This is a genomic window from Streptomyces sp. NPDC091272 (assembly GCF_044757485.1).
GTDB lineage: Bacteria > Actinomycetota > Actinomycetes > Streptomycetales > Streptomycetaceae > Streptomyces.
In genome coordinates, this window is sequence record NZ_JBIVVC010000006.1 from 465598 (window position 1) to 480323 (window position 14726).

General features: G+C 72.9%; 14 protein-coding genes. 8 read left to right on the forward strand and 6 right to left on the reverse strand.

Annotated features, from left to right (window positions below; translation table 11 throughout):
* Positions 1 to 253 precede the first annotated feature (253 nt).
* Positions 254 to 1696 carry an acyl-CoA synthetase gene (locus ACIQM4_RS20150; protein WP_401593133.1) on the forward strand — a complete coding sequence of 481 codons (1443 nt, stop codon included), beginning with the start codon at positions 254 to 256 and terminating at the stop codon, positions 1694 to 1696.
* Here ACIQM4_RS20150 and ACIQM4_RS20155 read toward each other — a convergent pair.
* Complete coding sequence (locus ACIQM4_RS20155; RefSeq protein WP_401593135.1) at positions 1671 to 3077, reverse strand: PucR family transcriptional regulator; 1407 nt, start codon at positions 3075 to 3077, stop codon at positions 1671 to 1673. The two genes, ACIQM4_RS20150 and ACIQM4_RS20155, sit on opposite strands and share 26 nt — an antisense overlap.
* 245 nt (positions 3078 to 3322) lie before the next feature.
* Here ACIQM4_RS20155 and ACIQM4_RS20160 point away from each other — a divergent pair, with 245 nt between their 5' ends.
* Positions 3323 to 4753 carry an alkyl sulfatase dimerization domain-containing protein gene (locus ACIQM4_RS20160; RefSeq protein WP_401593137.1) on the forward strand — a complete coding sequence of 477 codons (1431 nt, stop codon included), beginning with the start codon at positions 3323 to 3325 and terminating at the stop codon, positions 4751 to 4753.
* A gap of 119 nt (positions 4754 to 4872) precedes the next feature.
* Positions 4873 to 6120 carry an MFS transporter gene (locus tag ACIQM4_RS20165; RefSeq protein WP_401593139.1) on the forward strand — a complete coding sequence of 416 codons (1248 nt, stop codon included), beginning with the start codon at positions 4873 to 4875 and terminating at the stop codon, positions 6118 to 6120.
* Positions 6121 to 6172: 52 nt separating this feature from the next.
* On the opposite strand, the gene ACIQM4_RS20170 is transcribed toward ACIQM4_RS20165, so the two are convergent.
* Entirely contained in the window at positions 6173 to 7138 is a 966-nt protein-coding gene (locus ACIQM4_RS20170; RefSeq protein WP_401593140.1) for a threo-3-hydroxy-L-aspartate ammonia-lyase, read from the reverse strand.
* A 409-nt stretch (positions 7139 to 7547) separates the two neighbouring features.
* Here ACIQM4_RS20170 and ACIQM4_RS20175 point away from each other — a divergent pair, with 409 nt between their 5' ends.
* On the forward strand, positions 7548 to 8636 hold the full coding sequence (locus ACIQM4_RS20175) for a glutamate--cysteine ligase (protein WP_401593142.1): 1089 nt from the start codon (positions 7548 to 7550) through the stop codon (positions 8634 to 8636).
* Between the two features lie 71 nt (positions 8637 to 8707).
* Here the strand turns inward: ACIQM4_RS20175 and ACIQM4_RS20180 are convergent, their stop codons facing one another.
* Positions 8708 to 9280, reverse strand: coding sequence for a TetR family transcriptional regulator (locus ACIQM4_RS20180; RefSeq protein WP_401593217.1), 573 nt, complete (start codon positions 9278 to 9280; stop codon positions 8708 to 8710).
* A 252-nt stretch (positions 9281 to 9532) separates the two neighbouring features.
* Here ACIQM4_RS20180 and ACIQM4_RS20185 point away from each other — a divergent pair, with 252 nt between their 5' ends.
* The 3 genes from ACIQM4_RS20185 (at position 9533) to ACIQM4_RS20195 (ending at position 10971) form a co-directional block, all read left to right on the forward strand.
* Positions 9533 to 9679, forward strand: a complete 147-nt coding sequence (locus ACIQM4_RS20185) for a hypothetical protein (RefSeq protein ID WP_401593144.1) — start codon at positions 9533 to 9535, stop codon at positions 9677 to 9679.
* A 130-nt stretch (positions 9680 to 9809) separates the two neighbouring features.
* Positions 9810 to 10118 (forward strand): DUF4190 domain-containing protein, encoded by a 309-nt coding sequence (locus ACIQM4_RS20190; protein WP_401593146.1) that lies wholly within the window; start codon positions 9810 to 9812, stop codon positions 10116 to 10118.
* 148 nt (positions 10119 to 10266) lie between these two features.
* Positions 10267 to 10971 (forward strand): PadR family transcriptional regulator, encoded by a 705-nt coding sequence (locus tag ACIQM4_RS20195; protein WP_401593148.1) that lies wholly within the window; start codon positions 10267 to 10269, stop codon positions 10969 to 10971.
* 109 nt (positions 10972 to 11080) lie between these two features.
* On the opposite strand, the gene ACIQM4_RS20200 is transcribed toward ACIQM4_RS20195, so the two are convergent.
* Together ACIQM4_RS20200 and ACIQM4_RS20205 are read right to left on the reverse strand one after the other, a co-directional pair.
* On the reverse strand, positions 11081 to 11998 hold the full coding sequence (locus tag ACIQM4_RS20200) for a phosphatidylinositol-specific phospholipase C (RefSeq protein WP_401593150.1): 918 nt from the start codon (positions 11996 to 11998) through the stop codon (positions 11081 to 11083).
* Between the two features lie 137 nt (positions 11999 to 12135).
* Positions 12136 to 12690 carry a DoxX family protein gene (locus ACIQM4_RS20205; protein WP_401593152.1) on the reverse strand — a complete coding sequence of 185 codons (555 nt, stop codon included), beginning with the start codon at positions 12688 to 12690 and terminating at the stop codon, positions 12136 to 12138.
* A 270-nt stretch (positions 12691 to 12960) separates the two neighbouring features.
* Between ACIQM4_RS20205 and ACIQM4_RS20210 the strand changes: the two genes are divergently transcribed.
* Positions 12961 to 13464: an NUDIX domain-containing protein gene (locus ACIQM4_RS20210; protein ID WP_401593154.1), complete on the forward strand. Its 504-nt coding sequence runs from the start codon at positions 12961 to 12963 to the stop codon at positions 13462 to 13464.
* Positions 13465 to 13476: 12 nt separating this feature from the next.
* On the opposite strand, the gene ACIQM4_RS20215 is transcribed toward ACIQM4_RS20210, so the two are convergent.
* Positions 13477 to 14487, reverse strand: coding sequence for an aldo/keto reductase (locus ACIQM4_RS20215; RefSeq protein ID WP_401593156.1), 1011 nt, complete (start codon positions 14485 to 14487; stop codon positions 13477 to 13479).
* Positions 14488 to 14726 lie beyond the last annotated feature (239 nt).

Here is a 14726-nt window from a genome sequence, read left to right on the forward strand (position 1 = left end):
GGCCGGGTAGTCGCTCCGCGGCGCTGTTCGCGGCCAGGTAGTCGCTCTCCGGGGCGCTGCTTGCGCCGGGTAGTGGCTCCGAGGCGCTGTTCGGCGGCCGGGTGATCGTGAGATGTTGCCCGACGGGCGGGCCCCCTGTCCTACGGGTGCCCTGCCGGTGTCCTACCGGCTTGTCCTGCCGGCCCGGGGGCCCGGCCGCCCGCCGTCACCTTCCGTGCTTCCGTGCTCTTCCGTGCTTTCGCAGGAGACAGACATGTCCGTTCTCTTTCCCGCCCTCGCCGCGGCGGGCCATGCGCCCGCCCTCCGGTTCGGCGACCGCTCGCTGGACTACGCGCAACTCCGCGCGGCGGCCTCGGCCACGGCGGTCCGTATCACCGGCGCCGAGCGGGTGGCGCTCTGGGCCACCCCGACCCTGGAATCTGCGGTGGGGGCGCTGGCCGCGCTGCTCGCCGGAGTGCCCCTCGTACCCGTCAACCCCGGCAGCGGAGCCCGCGAACTCGCGCACGTGGCGGCCGACAGCGCGCCCCCGCTGGTCCTGGCCGCCCCGGGGGCGGAGCTGCCGGAGCCGCTGGCGGGGCTGCCCGTCGTCCACCCCGATCTCGCCCCGCGCGGCCCCGTGCCCGTGCTCCCCGAGGAACCGGACGAGGGGGCTCCCGCGCTCGTCATCTACACGTCAGGCACCACGGGGCCGCCGAAGGGGGCGGTCCTGCCGCGCCGGGCGATCCGCGCCACCCTCGACGCCCTGGCCGAGGCGTGGGCGTGGACGGCGGACGACGTGCTGGTGCACGGCCTGCCGCTGTTCCACGTGCACGGCCTGGTGCTCGGTGTGCTCGGCCCGCTGCGCAGGGGCGGCAGCCTGCACCACCTCGGCCGCTTCTCCCCCGAGGGGGTCAGGGACGAACTGGCGGCCGGGGCCACCCTGCTCTTCGGCGTGCCGACGATGTACCACCGGCTCGCGGAGGCGCTGCCCGGCGACCCCGCGCTGGCGCAGGCGCTCACCGGTGCGCGGCTCCTCGTCTCCGGCTCCGCCGCACTGTCCAGGCGCGACCACGAGGCCATCACCGGGGCCACCGGTCAGCAGGTCGTCGAGCGGTACGGCATGACCGAGACGCTCATGAACACGAGCGTACGGCCGGGTGGCCCGCCGCGGCCCGGCAGCGTGGGAACGCCGTTGCGCGGTGTCGAGCTGCGTCTGGTGGACGACGACGGCGCACCCGTCGACGCGCTCGACGGGGAGACGCTGGGGGAGATCCAGGTGAAGGGCCCCAACCTCTTCACCGGATACCTGGGCCGGCCGGACGCCACCGAAGCCGCCTTCGACCGGGGCTGGTTCCGTACCGGCGACATGGCGACCAGGGACGCCGACGGATCGGTGCGGATCGTGGGCCGCCGCTCCACCGACCTGATCAAGAGCGGCGGCTACAAGATCGGCGCCGGGGAGATCGAGAACGTGCTCCTGGAGCACCCCGCCGTCGCCGACGCGGCGGTCACCGGCGAACCCGACCCCGACCTGGGGGAGACCGTCGTCGCCTGGATCGTACCGAGGGACGCGGCCGCGCCGCCGAGCACACAGGAGCTCGCCGACCATGTCGCCGCGCAACTCGCCCCTTACAAGCGGCCCAGGACCGTACGGCTGCGGGAGTCCCTGCCCCGCAACGACATGGGGAAGATCATGAAGAAGGCGTTGCGGGACTGAGCGGTCCCGTGGCGCGGGCCGCCCACTCGTCGCGCAGCAGCAGGGCGGCCAGGGCGAGGGCGTTGCCGCGCGCGGAGGCGATGTCGAGGCCGGTGAGCTCCGCGATCCTGGCCAGCCGGTTGTCCACGGTGTTGGGGTGCAGTCCCAGGTGGTGGGCGGTGCTGCGCCTGTCGTGCCGGTGTTCGAGGTGGACGCGCAGGGTCTCCACGAGTTCCGGCCGGCCGCCCAGCGGGTCGAGCAGGGCGGCGATGCGGTCGCTGCTCTCGTTGCGGCGGGAGAGGTGGAACTCCAGCAGCACGTCGTCCATCCGGTGCGCGCCGGGGGGCCGCCCGCAGGCGCGGGCGACGCGGACGATGTCTGTGGCGGTACGGGCAGCGGCCGGCACGTCCTGGGGTTTTGCCGCGGCGACCGCGGCCAGCCGGACCCCGTCACCGCAGACCTGCCGCAGCCGGGCGGCGAGCTCCTCGCAGACACCGGTGCCTGCCGGGTCGTCGGCCCGTGGCGGAGCGAGCACATGTCCTCCACCGGCACCGAGCAGTGACACTGCCGTGGGGCCGAACGCGCGGTCCAGAGCGGTCTGCACCCGGCGGACCGCGCGTCGCTCCGCGACGGCCCGCGCCGCGGCGAGGGCGGGCGCGGACCCGCCGGCCGTGGCCTCCACCGCCCCCGGCGCGGGGTCCTGCGGTATCCACAGGTGCAGCACGAGGAGGGGTTGCCCTTCGAGGCCCAGCTCCGCCAAGGCGCGCCGGGCCGGAACCGAGCCGTCCAACAGGCCTCTGAGCAGCGAGCGGTGCTGCTCGCGGCGTTCGGCGAAGAGTGCGGCCTGCTCGTCGAGATAGGTCTGTGCGACCGCGCCGATCACAGTCTCGTGGCCACGCAGGAGGAAGTCGACGAGTTCGATGAGCGCGCCCTCCTCCCCGTCCGTGGCTTCGTCCCTGAGCGCCTGCCACAGGACGTAGACGGCCGAGGAGTGGGTGCGCAGCAGCGTGTGCAGGGGCATGCCCTCGTCGGCGCGCTGGGCGGCGCGCTCGCGAAAGAGGCTGTAGTCGTCCGCGCGGCCGCGGGGGTCGCGTACCCGTCGCAGGAAGAGGCGCAGGCCGCTGCGGACGGTCGCGGCGACCTCCACGTCCTTCACGTCGGCGGGCAGGTCGGCATATCCGGGCAGCCGCTCGAAGGTCTCGCGGGCCATCCGGCGGGCGAGCTCGTTCACCCGGCTCTCGCACCGGGCGGCGAGGGCCCGGGCGGCGGGGGTCAGCGCCGGGTACCGGGCGTGGCGTTCGCGCGACGGGCCGGCCGGCGAACCGGCCGGCGAACCGGTCGGCGCTTCGGCGGGGACGCCGTCCGCCGGGCCGGGCGGGACGTTCGGCCGTTGGTTCGGCACAGGGCCGCTCCTTCCCCGGAGGTTGTGACGGGTCGCGGGTTGTGGCGGGGGACGCAGGTTGTGAGTGATCGCAGGGTTGTGGTGAGGGGCACTGGTTGTGACGCGTCACAGGTTATGCCGGGTCCGACTGTGCGGATGGAGGGTGTCCGCCCGTCGGAATCCGACGCAGACTCCGTGGTCATCAGCGGATCACCGCAGCGGGCAGGGCGGTTGGTCCCGAGTGTGAGCACGAGGAGCCGGACGCCATGACGCAACACCGAGCCAGCGGTCCCCACGAAGCCGGCGGATATCTGGAGTACATCGACCGGGTCTGGTCAGGCGAGCAGTCGCTGCTGGCCCACTTCGGCGGGAGGTTCACCGACGGCGGTCTCGTACCCATCGGTGAACGCACCGCGTTCTTCCCGGCCTTCGCGAACGTGGCGGTGTTCGACACCGGTGACGGACTCGTGCTGGTCGACTCCGGCGACTTCCGCACGGCCACCGCGCTGCACGAGTCGGTGCGCCGCCGCTCGGCGGCCCCGGTCGGAGCGGTCGTCTACACCCACGGCCACGTGGACCACGTCTTCGGCGTGTGGCCCTTCGACCGGGAGGCCGCCGAGCGCGGGACGCCGCGCCCCGAGGTCATCGCGCACGAGGCGGTGGCCGCGCGCTTCGACCGCTACCGGGAGACGGCCGGCTACAACACCTGGATCAACCGCAAGCAGTTCGGTGTGCCCTCGCTGGAGTGGCCGACCGAGTACCGCTACCCGGATACCACATACCGACAGCAACTCACCGTGCGACGGGGTGCGTTGACCTTCGAGCTGGTGCACGCCCGCGGTGAGACCGACGACCACACCTATGTGTGGATCCCGGAGCTGAAGACGCTGTGCACGGGTGACCTCTTCATCTGGAACTCGCCCAACGCGGGCAATCCGCAGAAGGTGCAGCGCTACCCGGTCCAGTGGGCACAGGCATTGCGCGACATGCAGCGACTCGGGGCGGAGGTGCTGCTCCCGGGACACGGTGTGCCGATCCTGGGCGCCGACCGCATCCGTACGGCACTCGGGGACACGGCGGAGCTGCTGGAGTCGCTGTGCGGCCAGACCCGGGACCTGATGAACGCGGGCGCGCGCCTCGACGAGGTGCTGCACGCGGTCAAGGTACCGCCCGGCCTGCTGGAGAAGCCGTACCTGCGTCCGGCGTACGACGAGCCCGAGTTCGTCGTACGTAACCTGTGGCGGCTGTGGGGCGGCTGGTACGACCAGAACCCGGCGCACCTGAAGCCGGCCCCCGAAGCCGCGCTCGCCGCCGAACTCGCCGAAGCGGCGGGAGGCGCACAGGCCCTGGCGGACCGGGCGGAGCGACTGCTCGGCCGCGGCGAACTGCGCCTGGCGGCGCACCTGGCCGAGACCGCCGCACTGGCGGCGCCCGCCGACCGCGCGGTGGCCAGGGTCAGGGCCGAGGTCTTCACCCGCCGGGCCGAGAGCGAGACCTCGACCATGGCCCGCGGCGTCTTCCACTGGGCGGCCGCGGAATCCGCCGCCGTGGCCGCGGGAACGGACGTCGCCACCGAACTGACGCGCAGCGACGAGGGGAGGCGCAGGGCCGCCGGCGCCATCAGCGTGGGCACCGTCGACGACGACAGCTGCGGATGCGCCAGTCCGGTGGACGCCGGTACGGAGCAAGGAGGGTGACGGGGGTGGCCGGGCGGACAGGGGACACAGCGGCACGGCGCAGGTTCCCACCTGGCCGACCGGGCCCGTCGGCCGGAGGGCGGCAGGCGTGGACGACGACCTGGCTGCTGCTTGCCTTCATGCTGGTGAACTTCGCCGACAAGGCGGTCCTGGGGCTGGCCGGGCCGGAGATCATGAAGGAGTTCGGACTCGGCCGGCAGGAGTTCGGCGCCGCGCAGGCCGCGTTCTTCAGTCTCTTCTCGCTGTCCGCGGTGGGTGTCTCCTTCCTGACCCGCAAGATCCGCACATCGGTGCTGCTGCTGGGCATGGGACTGCTCTGGTCGGTCAGCCAGCTGCCGATGGTCTGGGGCGCGGCGGGCTTCGGGACGCTGATCGCCACCCGGGTGCTGCTCGGCTTCGCCGAGGGGCCCGCGGCGCCGGTGGCGGTGCACCATGTGCACGGCTGGTTCGAGCAGCGGGACCGCACGCTGCCTACGGCGATCCTGATGGTGGGTGCGGCGGCGGGGGTCGCGGTGGCGGCGCCGACCCTCGGTGCCGTGATCTCCCACTTCGGCTGGCGCTGGGCCTTCGGTGCGGCGGGACTCGCGGGCCTGCTCTGGGCCGGGCTGTGGGCCGTCAAGGGAAAGGAGGGCCCGCTGGCCCCTCCGGTGGACCGGGCCGCGCACCCCGACGAGGACGGGCCGGGGGCCGACGAGGTGCCGCTGCGCGACGTGTTCCTCTCCGGCACCTTCGTCACCGCGGCGCTCGGGGCGTTCGCCGCGTACTGGGTGATGAGTGCGAAGCTCACCTGGCTGCCGGACTACCTGCGGACGGTGGTCGGCTGGGATCTCGGGCAGGCGGGTGCCGCCGTCGGCGGCGGCGCCGTGGCCAACGGCGTGGTCCTGCTGGTGCACGGTCTGCTGGGCAGAAGGGCCGCCCGACGCGCCACCGGCGGAAGGCTGCCGGCCGGGGCGGGCGCCGGACTGCTGCTGGTGGCGTCGGCGGGCGCGGTGACCGTCTTCGCCACCGTCGGCACACCGTGGATCAAGATTCCGATGCTGTTCGGTCCGATGGCTGTCGCCCTCGTCATGCTCACCGTCGCGCAGACGGCCATCGCCCGGATCACGCCGCCCTCCCAGCGCGGCGTTGTACTGGGGGCACTGGTGGCGGTCTTCGCCCTGGGCGGCATCGTGTCACCGCTGGTCCTGGGGTGGATGGTGGACGGCGCGGCGACGGCGACGGCCGGTTACGAGCACGGCTGGCTGCTGACGGCCGGCCTCCTTCTGACCACCGGCGTCCTCGCCGCGCTCTTCCTGCGCCCGGAACGTGACGCCAGGAGGCTGGGTGTCCCGGAGTCCGCGGGGGCGGCGGCCCCGGTCGGTCACTGACGGTCGTGTCGAGAGCGACTCGTCCCGACACGGGGACCGGGTCCGCCGCGACTCACCCGCACAGCTCGGTGAAGCGTCGGGTGTCGATGTTGCCGCCCGAGATGATGACGCCCACCCGGGAGGGGAGCCGGTCGATCCGGCCGGCGAGCAGCGCCGCCAGTCCGGTGGCGCCGCTGGGCTCCACGACGATCTTCAGCCGTTCGAAGGCCAGCCGCATGGCGTCGCGGATCTGGTCGTCGGTGACCAGGGCGATCTCGTCGACGAGCCGCCGGTTGACGGAGAAGGTCAGTTCGCCGGGGGTCTCCGCGGCCTGGCCGTCGGCGATGGTGCGCGGCACGGGGACCGTGACCCGTTCGCCCGCGGCCAGGGAACGCCTGGTGTCGTCCCCGGCCTCCGGCTCCACGCCGATCACCCTGGTCGCCGGGGACAGGCCCTTGACCGCGGTGGCGCTGCCCGCGATGAGACCGCCGCCGCCCACCGGGGCGACCAGTGCGCCGAGTTCACCGGCCTCCTCGACCAGTTCCAGGGCGGCGGTGCCCTGCCCGGCGATGACGTGCGGGTGTTCGTACGGCGGGATGAGCGTCAGGCCGCGCTCTGCGGCCATGGCCGCGCCGAGGGCGTCACGGTCGCCGGTGTACCGGTCGTAGGTGACGACTTCCGCGCCGTATCCGAGGGTGGCCGCGACCTTGGAGCGAGGGGCGTCCTCGGGCATGAGGATCACCGCGGTGGTGCCCAGCTCCCGCGCGGCCAGGGCGACGGCCTGGGCGTGGTTGCCCGAGGAGTAGGCGGCGACGCCCTTGGCGAGCTGCTCCTGCGTCAGGCGGGATGCGGCGTTGTACGCGCCGCGGAACTTGAACGCGCCGATGCGCTGGAAGTTCTCGCACTTGAGGTGGACCTCGGCGCCGACGAGCTCGTCCAGGGTGCGCGAGCGCAGGACGGGGGTGCGGTGCGCGACACCCTTGAGCTGCGCGGCGGCGTCGCGTACGTCGTCCAGGGTCGGGCCAGGGGGAAGTGTCACGTCCGTGCTCCGTTTCGGGTGGGCCCGTGCGGTCCGGGGCGGTACGGGTAGTCCGGGGGCGGTACGGGCTATCCGGGCGGTAAGTGGGCAGTCCGGGGGCGGTCCGGACTGCCGTCCGCATACTTACCCGGTTCCCCGGTGACGGAAGCGACCCGTGTGGCGTACGTTCCCCACGGGGCGGGGCCGGGGGCAGAGCCAGGCTCCCGACGGTACGCCCAGGGGTTCGGCCCGCGGCGGCCCCCGCATCCGCCGAGCACGTCCGTGTGGCGCGTGCGGTCGGGGGGCATGGTGGGCCGCGGACCGGGAACAGGTGAGACTCGTGCCCGCACCGTGGTCGTGCGGGCCGTGGCTGAATGCTTCCGCCCCGGCCGGGCGCGGGGCAGGGACATCGGACCGGGAAGGCGGCCTCGTGCGCAGTGTGGGAGTGGAGGAGGAGCTTCTCCTCGTCGATCCGGAGACCGGCGAGTCACGGGCGGTGTCCTCGGCGGTGCTCGCCGTGCCGTCCGAGGACGGCGAGGGCGAAGATGTGTTCGAGAAGGAACTGCACGGCGAGCAGCTGGAGTTCGCCACCCGCCCGCAGTTCGAGATGAGTGATCTGGGCGCCGAGATCAGGCGCTGGCGGGCCGAGGCCGGGCGGCGTGCCGAGGAGGTGGGCGCCGCCGCGGTGGCGCTCGCGACCTCCCCGCTCACCGTCAGCCCCTCGCTCAACTCCGGTGAGCGGCACCGGTGGATCGAGAAGCAGTTCGGCATGCCGGTACAGGAGCAGCTGACCTGCGGCTGCCACGTGCACGTCTCCGTCGAGTCGGACGAGGAAGGCGTGCAGGTGCTCGACCGGATCAGGCCGTGGCTGCCCGTCCTGACGGCGATGAGCAGCAACTCGCCCTTCTGGCAGGGCTCCGACACCGGTTACAGCAGCTACCGCAACCGGGTCTGGGGACGTTGGCCGTCGGCCGGCCCGGTGGAGCTGTTCGGCTCGGCCAAGGGGTACCACCAGCAGGTGGACGAGCTGCTGGAGACGGGCGTACTCAAGGACAAGGGCATGGTGTACTTCGACGCCCGCCTGTCCCACAACTACCCGACCGTCGAGATCCGTGTCGCCGACGTCTGCCTGGACGCCTCGACGACCGTCCTGCTCGCGACGCTGGCGCGCGGTCTCGTCGAGACGGCGGCGCGCGCCTACCGCGAGGGCGAACCGCCCGCGTCGCACGGGGTCGGGGCGCTTCGGCTCGCGTCCTGGCGCGCCGCCCGCTCGGGGCTGACCGACCGCCTGGTCCACCCCGAGACCCTGCGCCCCGAACCCGCCGCCGACGTCCTGGAAGCACTCTTCGCACACGTGGGTCCGGCGCTTGAGGACCACGGTGACGCGAAGGAGGCCAGGCGCGGCCTGACCGAATTGCTGGCCACCGGCACCGGCGCGGAGGTCCAGCGCGCCCTGCTCAACCGCACCGGCAGCCTGCGCCGCACGGTGGCCGAATGCGTACGCCGTAGCGCGCCGTAACCGTAGAAGACCCAGGGCCCCGGCCTCATCGCGCGCGACGGGCGAGGAGGCCGGGGCCCACGTGTGCGGTCCTACGTCCCGTCGAGCCAGTGGCGGCGGCCCAGGCTGACCAGACGCAGCTGGCGGCGGGCCAGTTCGGCGGTCTTCGCCACGTCGCCGGGGTCCGCGTCGAGGAACGCCGACGCGGTCATCACCATGTGGTCGACGTACACCCCGGCCAGCATCACCAGATCCTCGCGCGACCAGCCCGCGGAGTCCGGCAGTGCGCCGAGCGCGTCGGCCACCTCGGCTGCGAACAGCCGCAGTTGGGCCGCTATCGCCTCGCGCACCGGCCGCACCCCGCCGTGCCGCTCGCGCGCGACGAAGCGCACATGGGCGGGGGCCGACGCGACGAGGTCCGCGATCAGTCCGACGGTGAGGTCGATACGGGCCTCGCTGTCATCCGCGTCGGGTGCGGACAGGCTCGCGCGGATCGCGCCGTGCAGAGCGCCCAGGGACTCCTCCACGAGGGCGACGCCCAGTTCGGCCGTGTCCTTGAAGTGCCGGTAGAACGCGGTCGGGGCGACGCCGACCGCCCGGGTCACCTCACGCAGGCCGAGGCTGCTCAGGCTCTGATGTTCCAGCAGGCCGAGGGCCGCGTCCATGAGGGCCTGACGCGTCCTGAGCTTCTGGCTCTCGCGGACTCCGACGGTGCCGGTGCCGGTGCCGGTGCCGGTGCCGGTGCCGGTGCCGGGAATGCTGCTGTGGGTGGTGCGGCCTGCGGTGTGACTCATGTCATCCAGTAAACAGTCGTTCTCCGAAGAAGGGAAGCATGGACGTGTGTTTCAGTGGACAACTGTAACTACAACTGTTCACCCAACACACCAACTCCTACTCCTCCGCGAGGTGTTGAGACCGTGATCGCACTGGTCGCCGTACTCCTGCTCCTGGGTGTCGTGCTGGGCCCGGTCGCCCATGCGCCGCTGCCCGTCACCCTGGTCGCCGCTGCTCTGATCGCGGCCTGGCTGCTGGTCTTCGCTGTTCGGGAACGCCGGCACCGCTGAGGCCCGGCCACCGGGTTTCGCACCCCGGGTCAACGGGATCCTCACCCCGCACCAACGGGTTTCGCACCCCGGGTCAACGGGATTCGCACCCCGGGTCTCCGATTTCGTGCCCTCGTGAAAGGACTTCGCCATGCAGCTCACTGTCCCCGCCACCTCCACCAAGCCCACCGTCCCTGCCGACCGGAGGGTTCGTCGTGTCGGCCTGCGGGATGCGGACGGTATGGCCGTCGCCTCGTTCGTGCTCGGCCTCGTCGGCCTGCTCGCCATGAACATCCTGCTCGGCCCGGCCGCCCTGGTCCTCGCCACCCTCGCCCTGCGCCGTGGCACCACCCGCCGGTTCCGGGCATGGCTCGGTCTGGGGCTCGGCGTCGCCGATCTCGTGGTGCTGGTCACCGTCGTCGACCTGAGCAACTCGGTCTCCTGGAGCTTCGGGGGCTGAGTCTTTCCGCCGGGTTTCGGCGCCCGGAGCTCCTTCGACATGGTGCGGTCGTCCCATCTTGTTGCATCTAGATGGCTTCCGATATATCGTTACGACTGTCGGTGAGAGACGCCGGCAATTGTCCGCACCACATCGAAGGAGTTCGATCATGAACAGCATGCGAAGCAACCACGAGTTCGGTCCCGAGGGACACCACCGCTTCGAGCGGCGCGACCGCTACGAGGGAGGCCCGGGAGACCGTGGCGGGTTCGGGCCCGGCGCAGGGTTCCCGGAAGGCCCCGGTCGTCCCGGCGAGCGGCGGGGCAGGGGCCCCCACGGCATGGGCGGCCCGCACGGCATGGGCGGCGGCCCGCACGGAATGGGCGGAGGCCCGCGAATGGGCGGCGGCCCGCGCGGCGGCGGACGCGGTCGTGCCCGGCGCGGTGACGTCCGGGCGGCGGCGCTGGCGCTGCTGGCCGAGCGGCCGATGCACGGTTACGAGATGATCCAGGAGCTGGAGGCCAGGACCGGTGGCGTATGGCGCCCCAGCCCCGGCTCCCTCTACCCCGCACTGCAGCTGCTGCAGGACGAGGGCCTGGTCACCGCCGACGACTCCACCGGCAAGCGGCTTTTGACCCTCACCGACGCGGGACGCGAGGCGCGCGCCGCGGCGGGCGAGGACCACCGCCCCTGGGAGCACATCACGGCGGGCGTACCGCCGGTGCACAAGGTGCTGCGGGACGGCATCGACCAGATCGCCACGGCGGCACGTCAGGTGGCCGAGGTGGGAACCGACGAGGAGAAGGCCAAGGCGGCCCAGATCCTCACCGACACCCGCAAGGCGCTGTACAAGCTGCTCGCCGACAGTGAGTGAGTACGAGCGGGAGGCCCGGCCGACGGCCGGGCCTCCTCTCAGTTCTGCCGGAAAAGCCAGTGGTGCCGGACCGGTCAGTTGTTCCGGTCAAGTCAGAGCGCCGGGCGGGTCAGTTGTGCCGGACCAGTGAATCCACGAGGCCCGCGCGGGTGTTGGGGAAGTCCAGAGGCACGATGCCCAGGCCCCGCCAGCCGCTTGCCCCTGAACTGTCCACCAGGGCGTGCACCTTCGGGTTCAGCCGGTCGGAGTTCCACCGGGGCGGCAGCCCGGCCGCGGTGGACACGAAGTTGATGTACTGCTTTCCCGGCCGCTCGACGGCTTCTCTGAACTGCGCCTCGATCTGCGGGTACTTGGCGAACGGCTCCGCCTGGTAGTCGTCCTGGATGTCGAAGACCGACGTGTCGCCCCAGCGCACCCCGCCCGGCAGCCCGCCGTTGTCGGCGAGCAGCACGACCCTGCCGCGCGCCTGCCCGAGGGTGGGCAGCGAGTCCGCGACGAGGAACAGCGAGCGCCACCCCCTGCGGTCGAGGTAGTCCGTGAACAGCGCGCCGAACTCCGTGTCGGAGACCTCCGAGTACTCCTGCTTCACCCGCATCAGCACCGTCTCCGAGGGGTGCGCCGCGAGGAAGTCCCGGCAGGCCGAGAGGACGTCGTCGAAATTGAGCCGCTGGTAGAAGGCGCCGTGGTGGATCGTGAACGAACCCTCGAAGGCCCGGCACCGTACGTCGAGGAAACGGATGCCGGAGGCCAGTTGCTGCCCGATCGTGGTGTTCTGGCACTCCACCCACAGCCCGCCGTACCGGGCGCCCGAGTCGTGGGTGCCCGGCACCGTCAGGGTGCGCAACGGCCGGGCGGGGTCGAGGCCCGCCATCCAGTCCTGCGCCCCGCGGGTGCGCACCGCGCCGACCGGGGCCCGGCGGGTACCGGCGGTCGCCGGCGCCGCGCCCGCGTAGGTCAGCAGCCCGGTGGCGGAAAGGGCCGCCGCACCCCGGAGAAACCCTCGTCGGTCCACCACTCGTCGGTCCATGCGCGACTCTTCCCCCTGGTGTCACTCCGGCCACGCACGCGAGTCGCGGCGCATGCGCATCGAAGCACACCCGGGGGAGCGTCAACCAGGGGGCGAAAGGCCGCACTTGGGGCCAAGCCGTCGCTACCGGCGAAGCATCAGCGACCGCCGTCGCCGTCGCCGTCCTCGTCGGCGCCTCCGACCGCGTTGTGCCGCTGCCGCTTGCCGACCACCACGGCCGCGGCGGCCGCGCTGCCGACGAAGGCGGCGGCGAGCGTCCACGGCTGGTCGAAACGGTGGCCGGTGGCATGGTCGAGGGAGTACCGCCCGGCTCCGGTGAGGCCGATCGCCGCGGCGGCGAAGCCGAGGAACGCGGGGTACTCGTACCCGCCCGACTGGGCGAAGAAGCCGGCGGGCGCGTGCACGGCGACCGCCCCCGCCATGGCTCCCGCGGCCGCTGCGCCGGCGGCCGGGGTGGCGAGACCGAGGGCGAGCAGCGCGCCGCCGCCCGCCTCGCCGAGCCCCGCGGCAACGGCACTCTGCCTGCCCGGCACGAACCCCATGGACTCCATGGCGGTGCCGGTCGCTTCGAGGCCGCCCCCGCCGAACCAGCCGAACAGCTTCTGGGTGCCGTGCGCGGCCAGCACCGCGCCGGTCCCCACCCGCAGTACGAGCAGTCCGAGGTCGCGGCGGCTGTGCAGACAGGAGGCCATGGTTTCTCCAGAGGATCGGTCGCGGGTCGGTCGGAGGAAGCGGGTGAGGCAGGGCCGACGTGCGGGTGAGGCACGGCGACCCTCTCCACTCTCGACGGCAGACGGCACGCGAGCGGCGCGGTACTACTCCAGACGTAGCACGGTCCCGCCCCGGGGGCACGGCGGGACCGTGCACCGACACGCCCCCGGGGCCCCGGCCGCCGCCTCGTCGAACCGAGCGGCGCGGTCAGGTACTGGCGCACGGTGCGCCGGCACCCCAGACTTGAGGACATGTCGACAGACAGGCGCAGCGCCGGACTTCTGCTCTTCCGGGTGACGGCCCCCGGGGCCGAGGGCGGGGAGCCGGACGTGGAAGTACTGATCGGGCACATGGGCGGCCCGCTCTGGGCACGGCGGGAGACAGCGGCCTGGTCGGTGCCCAAGGGCGAGTACACGCCGGACGAGGAGCCCGCGGCGGCCGCCCGCCGGGAGTTCACGGAGGAGCTCGGGCTGCCCGTGCCGGAAGGTGCCTGGCTGCCGCTCGGTGAGACGCGGCAGAGCAACGGCAAGAGGGTTGTCGCCTGGGCCCTGGAGGCGGACCTCGACCCGGCGACCGCGGTGCCGGGCACCTTCTTCATGGAGTGGCCGCGTGGCTCCGGCGTGCAGCAGGAGTTCCCGGAGATGGACCGGTTCGCCTGGTGCACGCCGGAGCAGGCCCACGAGCGGCTCGTGACCGGCCAGCAGGTCTTCGTCGACCGGCTGCTCACGCTGGTGCGCGACACCGGCGGCTCGTGACGGCCGCCGGCGTCAGGCCGTCGGCACCGGTGCGTCGGGGGCGATGATCTTCTCTTCGCGCAGGGACTTCCAGAAGGCGTACGGGACGTCCTGCGCGAGCGCGCCCAGGTCCTCGGCGATCCGGCCGGGCCGGGTCGCGCCGGGGATCACCGCGGCCACCGCGGGGTGCGCCAGTACGAACTGCAGGGCGGCGGACTTGATGCCGATGCCGTGCGTGTCGGCCAGCGCCTTGATGCGGCCGACCTTCTCGACGATCTCCGCGGGAGCCTCCGCGTACTCGAAGTGGCTGCCGCCCGCGAGGATGCCGGAGCTGTAGGGGCCGCCGACCACGATGTCCACGTCCTGCTCGGCCGCGGCGGGGAGCAGTCGCTGGAGGGCGTGCGCGTGGTCGAGCAGCGTGTAGCGGCCGGCCAGCAGGAACGCGTCGGGCCGCGGTTCGTCCAGGGCGAGCGTCATCTCCAGCGGCTCGGTCTTGTTGACGCCGACGCCCCACGCCTTGATGACACCCTCCTCGCGGAGCCTGGTCAGGGCGCGGAAGGCACCCGTGCGGGCGCTCTCGTAGACACCCACCCAGTCGTCGCCGTAGAAGTCCTGGGCGATGTCGTGGACCCAGACGATGTCGAGACGGTCCGTGCGCAGGCGCTCGAGGCTGTCCTCGATGGAGCGCAGGGTGGCGTCGGCGCTGTAATCGTTGACGATCCGGTTGGGGCGGCCGTGCTCGAACAGGGCGCCCTTCTCCCCGAGTGCGCGCTCGGCGGGGTCCTCGACCTCGTCCAGGATCACCCGGCCGACCTTGGTGGAGAGTACGTACTCGTCACGGGGCCTGCCTTCGAGCACCTCACCGAGGCGGAGCTCGGCGAGGCCGGCGCCGTACAGCGGGGCGGTGTCGAAGTAACGGACGCCCTGGTCCCAGGCGGCGCGCACGGTGGCGGCGGCCTCGTCGTCGGGGATGGCGCGGAACATGTTGCCCAGGGGCGCGGTGCCGAAGCCGATGCGGCCCGGGAGGAAGGAGCGGATGCTCATGGGGTGCCTCAATCAGTGCTGCGGTGGGGGGTGTCAGTACTGCGGTGGGGTCAGTACTGCGGTGGGTGTCCGTAATGCGGTGGGTGTCCGTACTGCGGTGGGGGAGGGGTGGGCGGCGGGGCGGGGGGGGGGCCCGCCCCCCCGGGGGGGGGGGGGGGGGGGGGGGGGGGGGGCCCGGGGGGGCCCCCCCCCCCCCCCCCGCGGGGGGGGGGGGGAGCAGCAGGGACCCAAAAGAATAA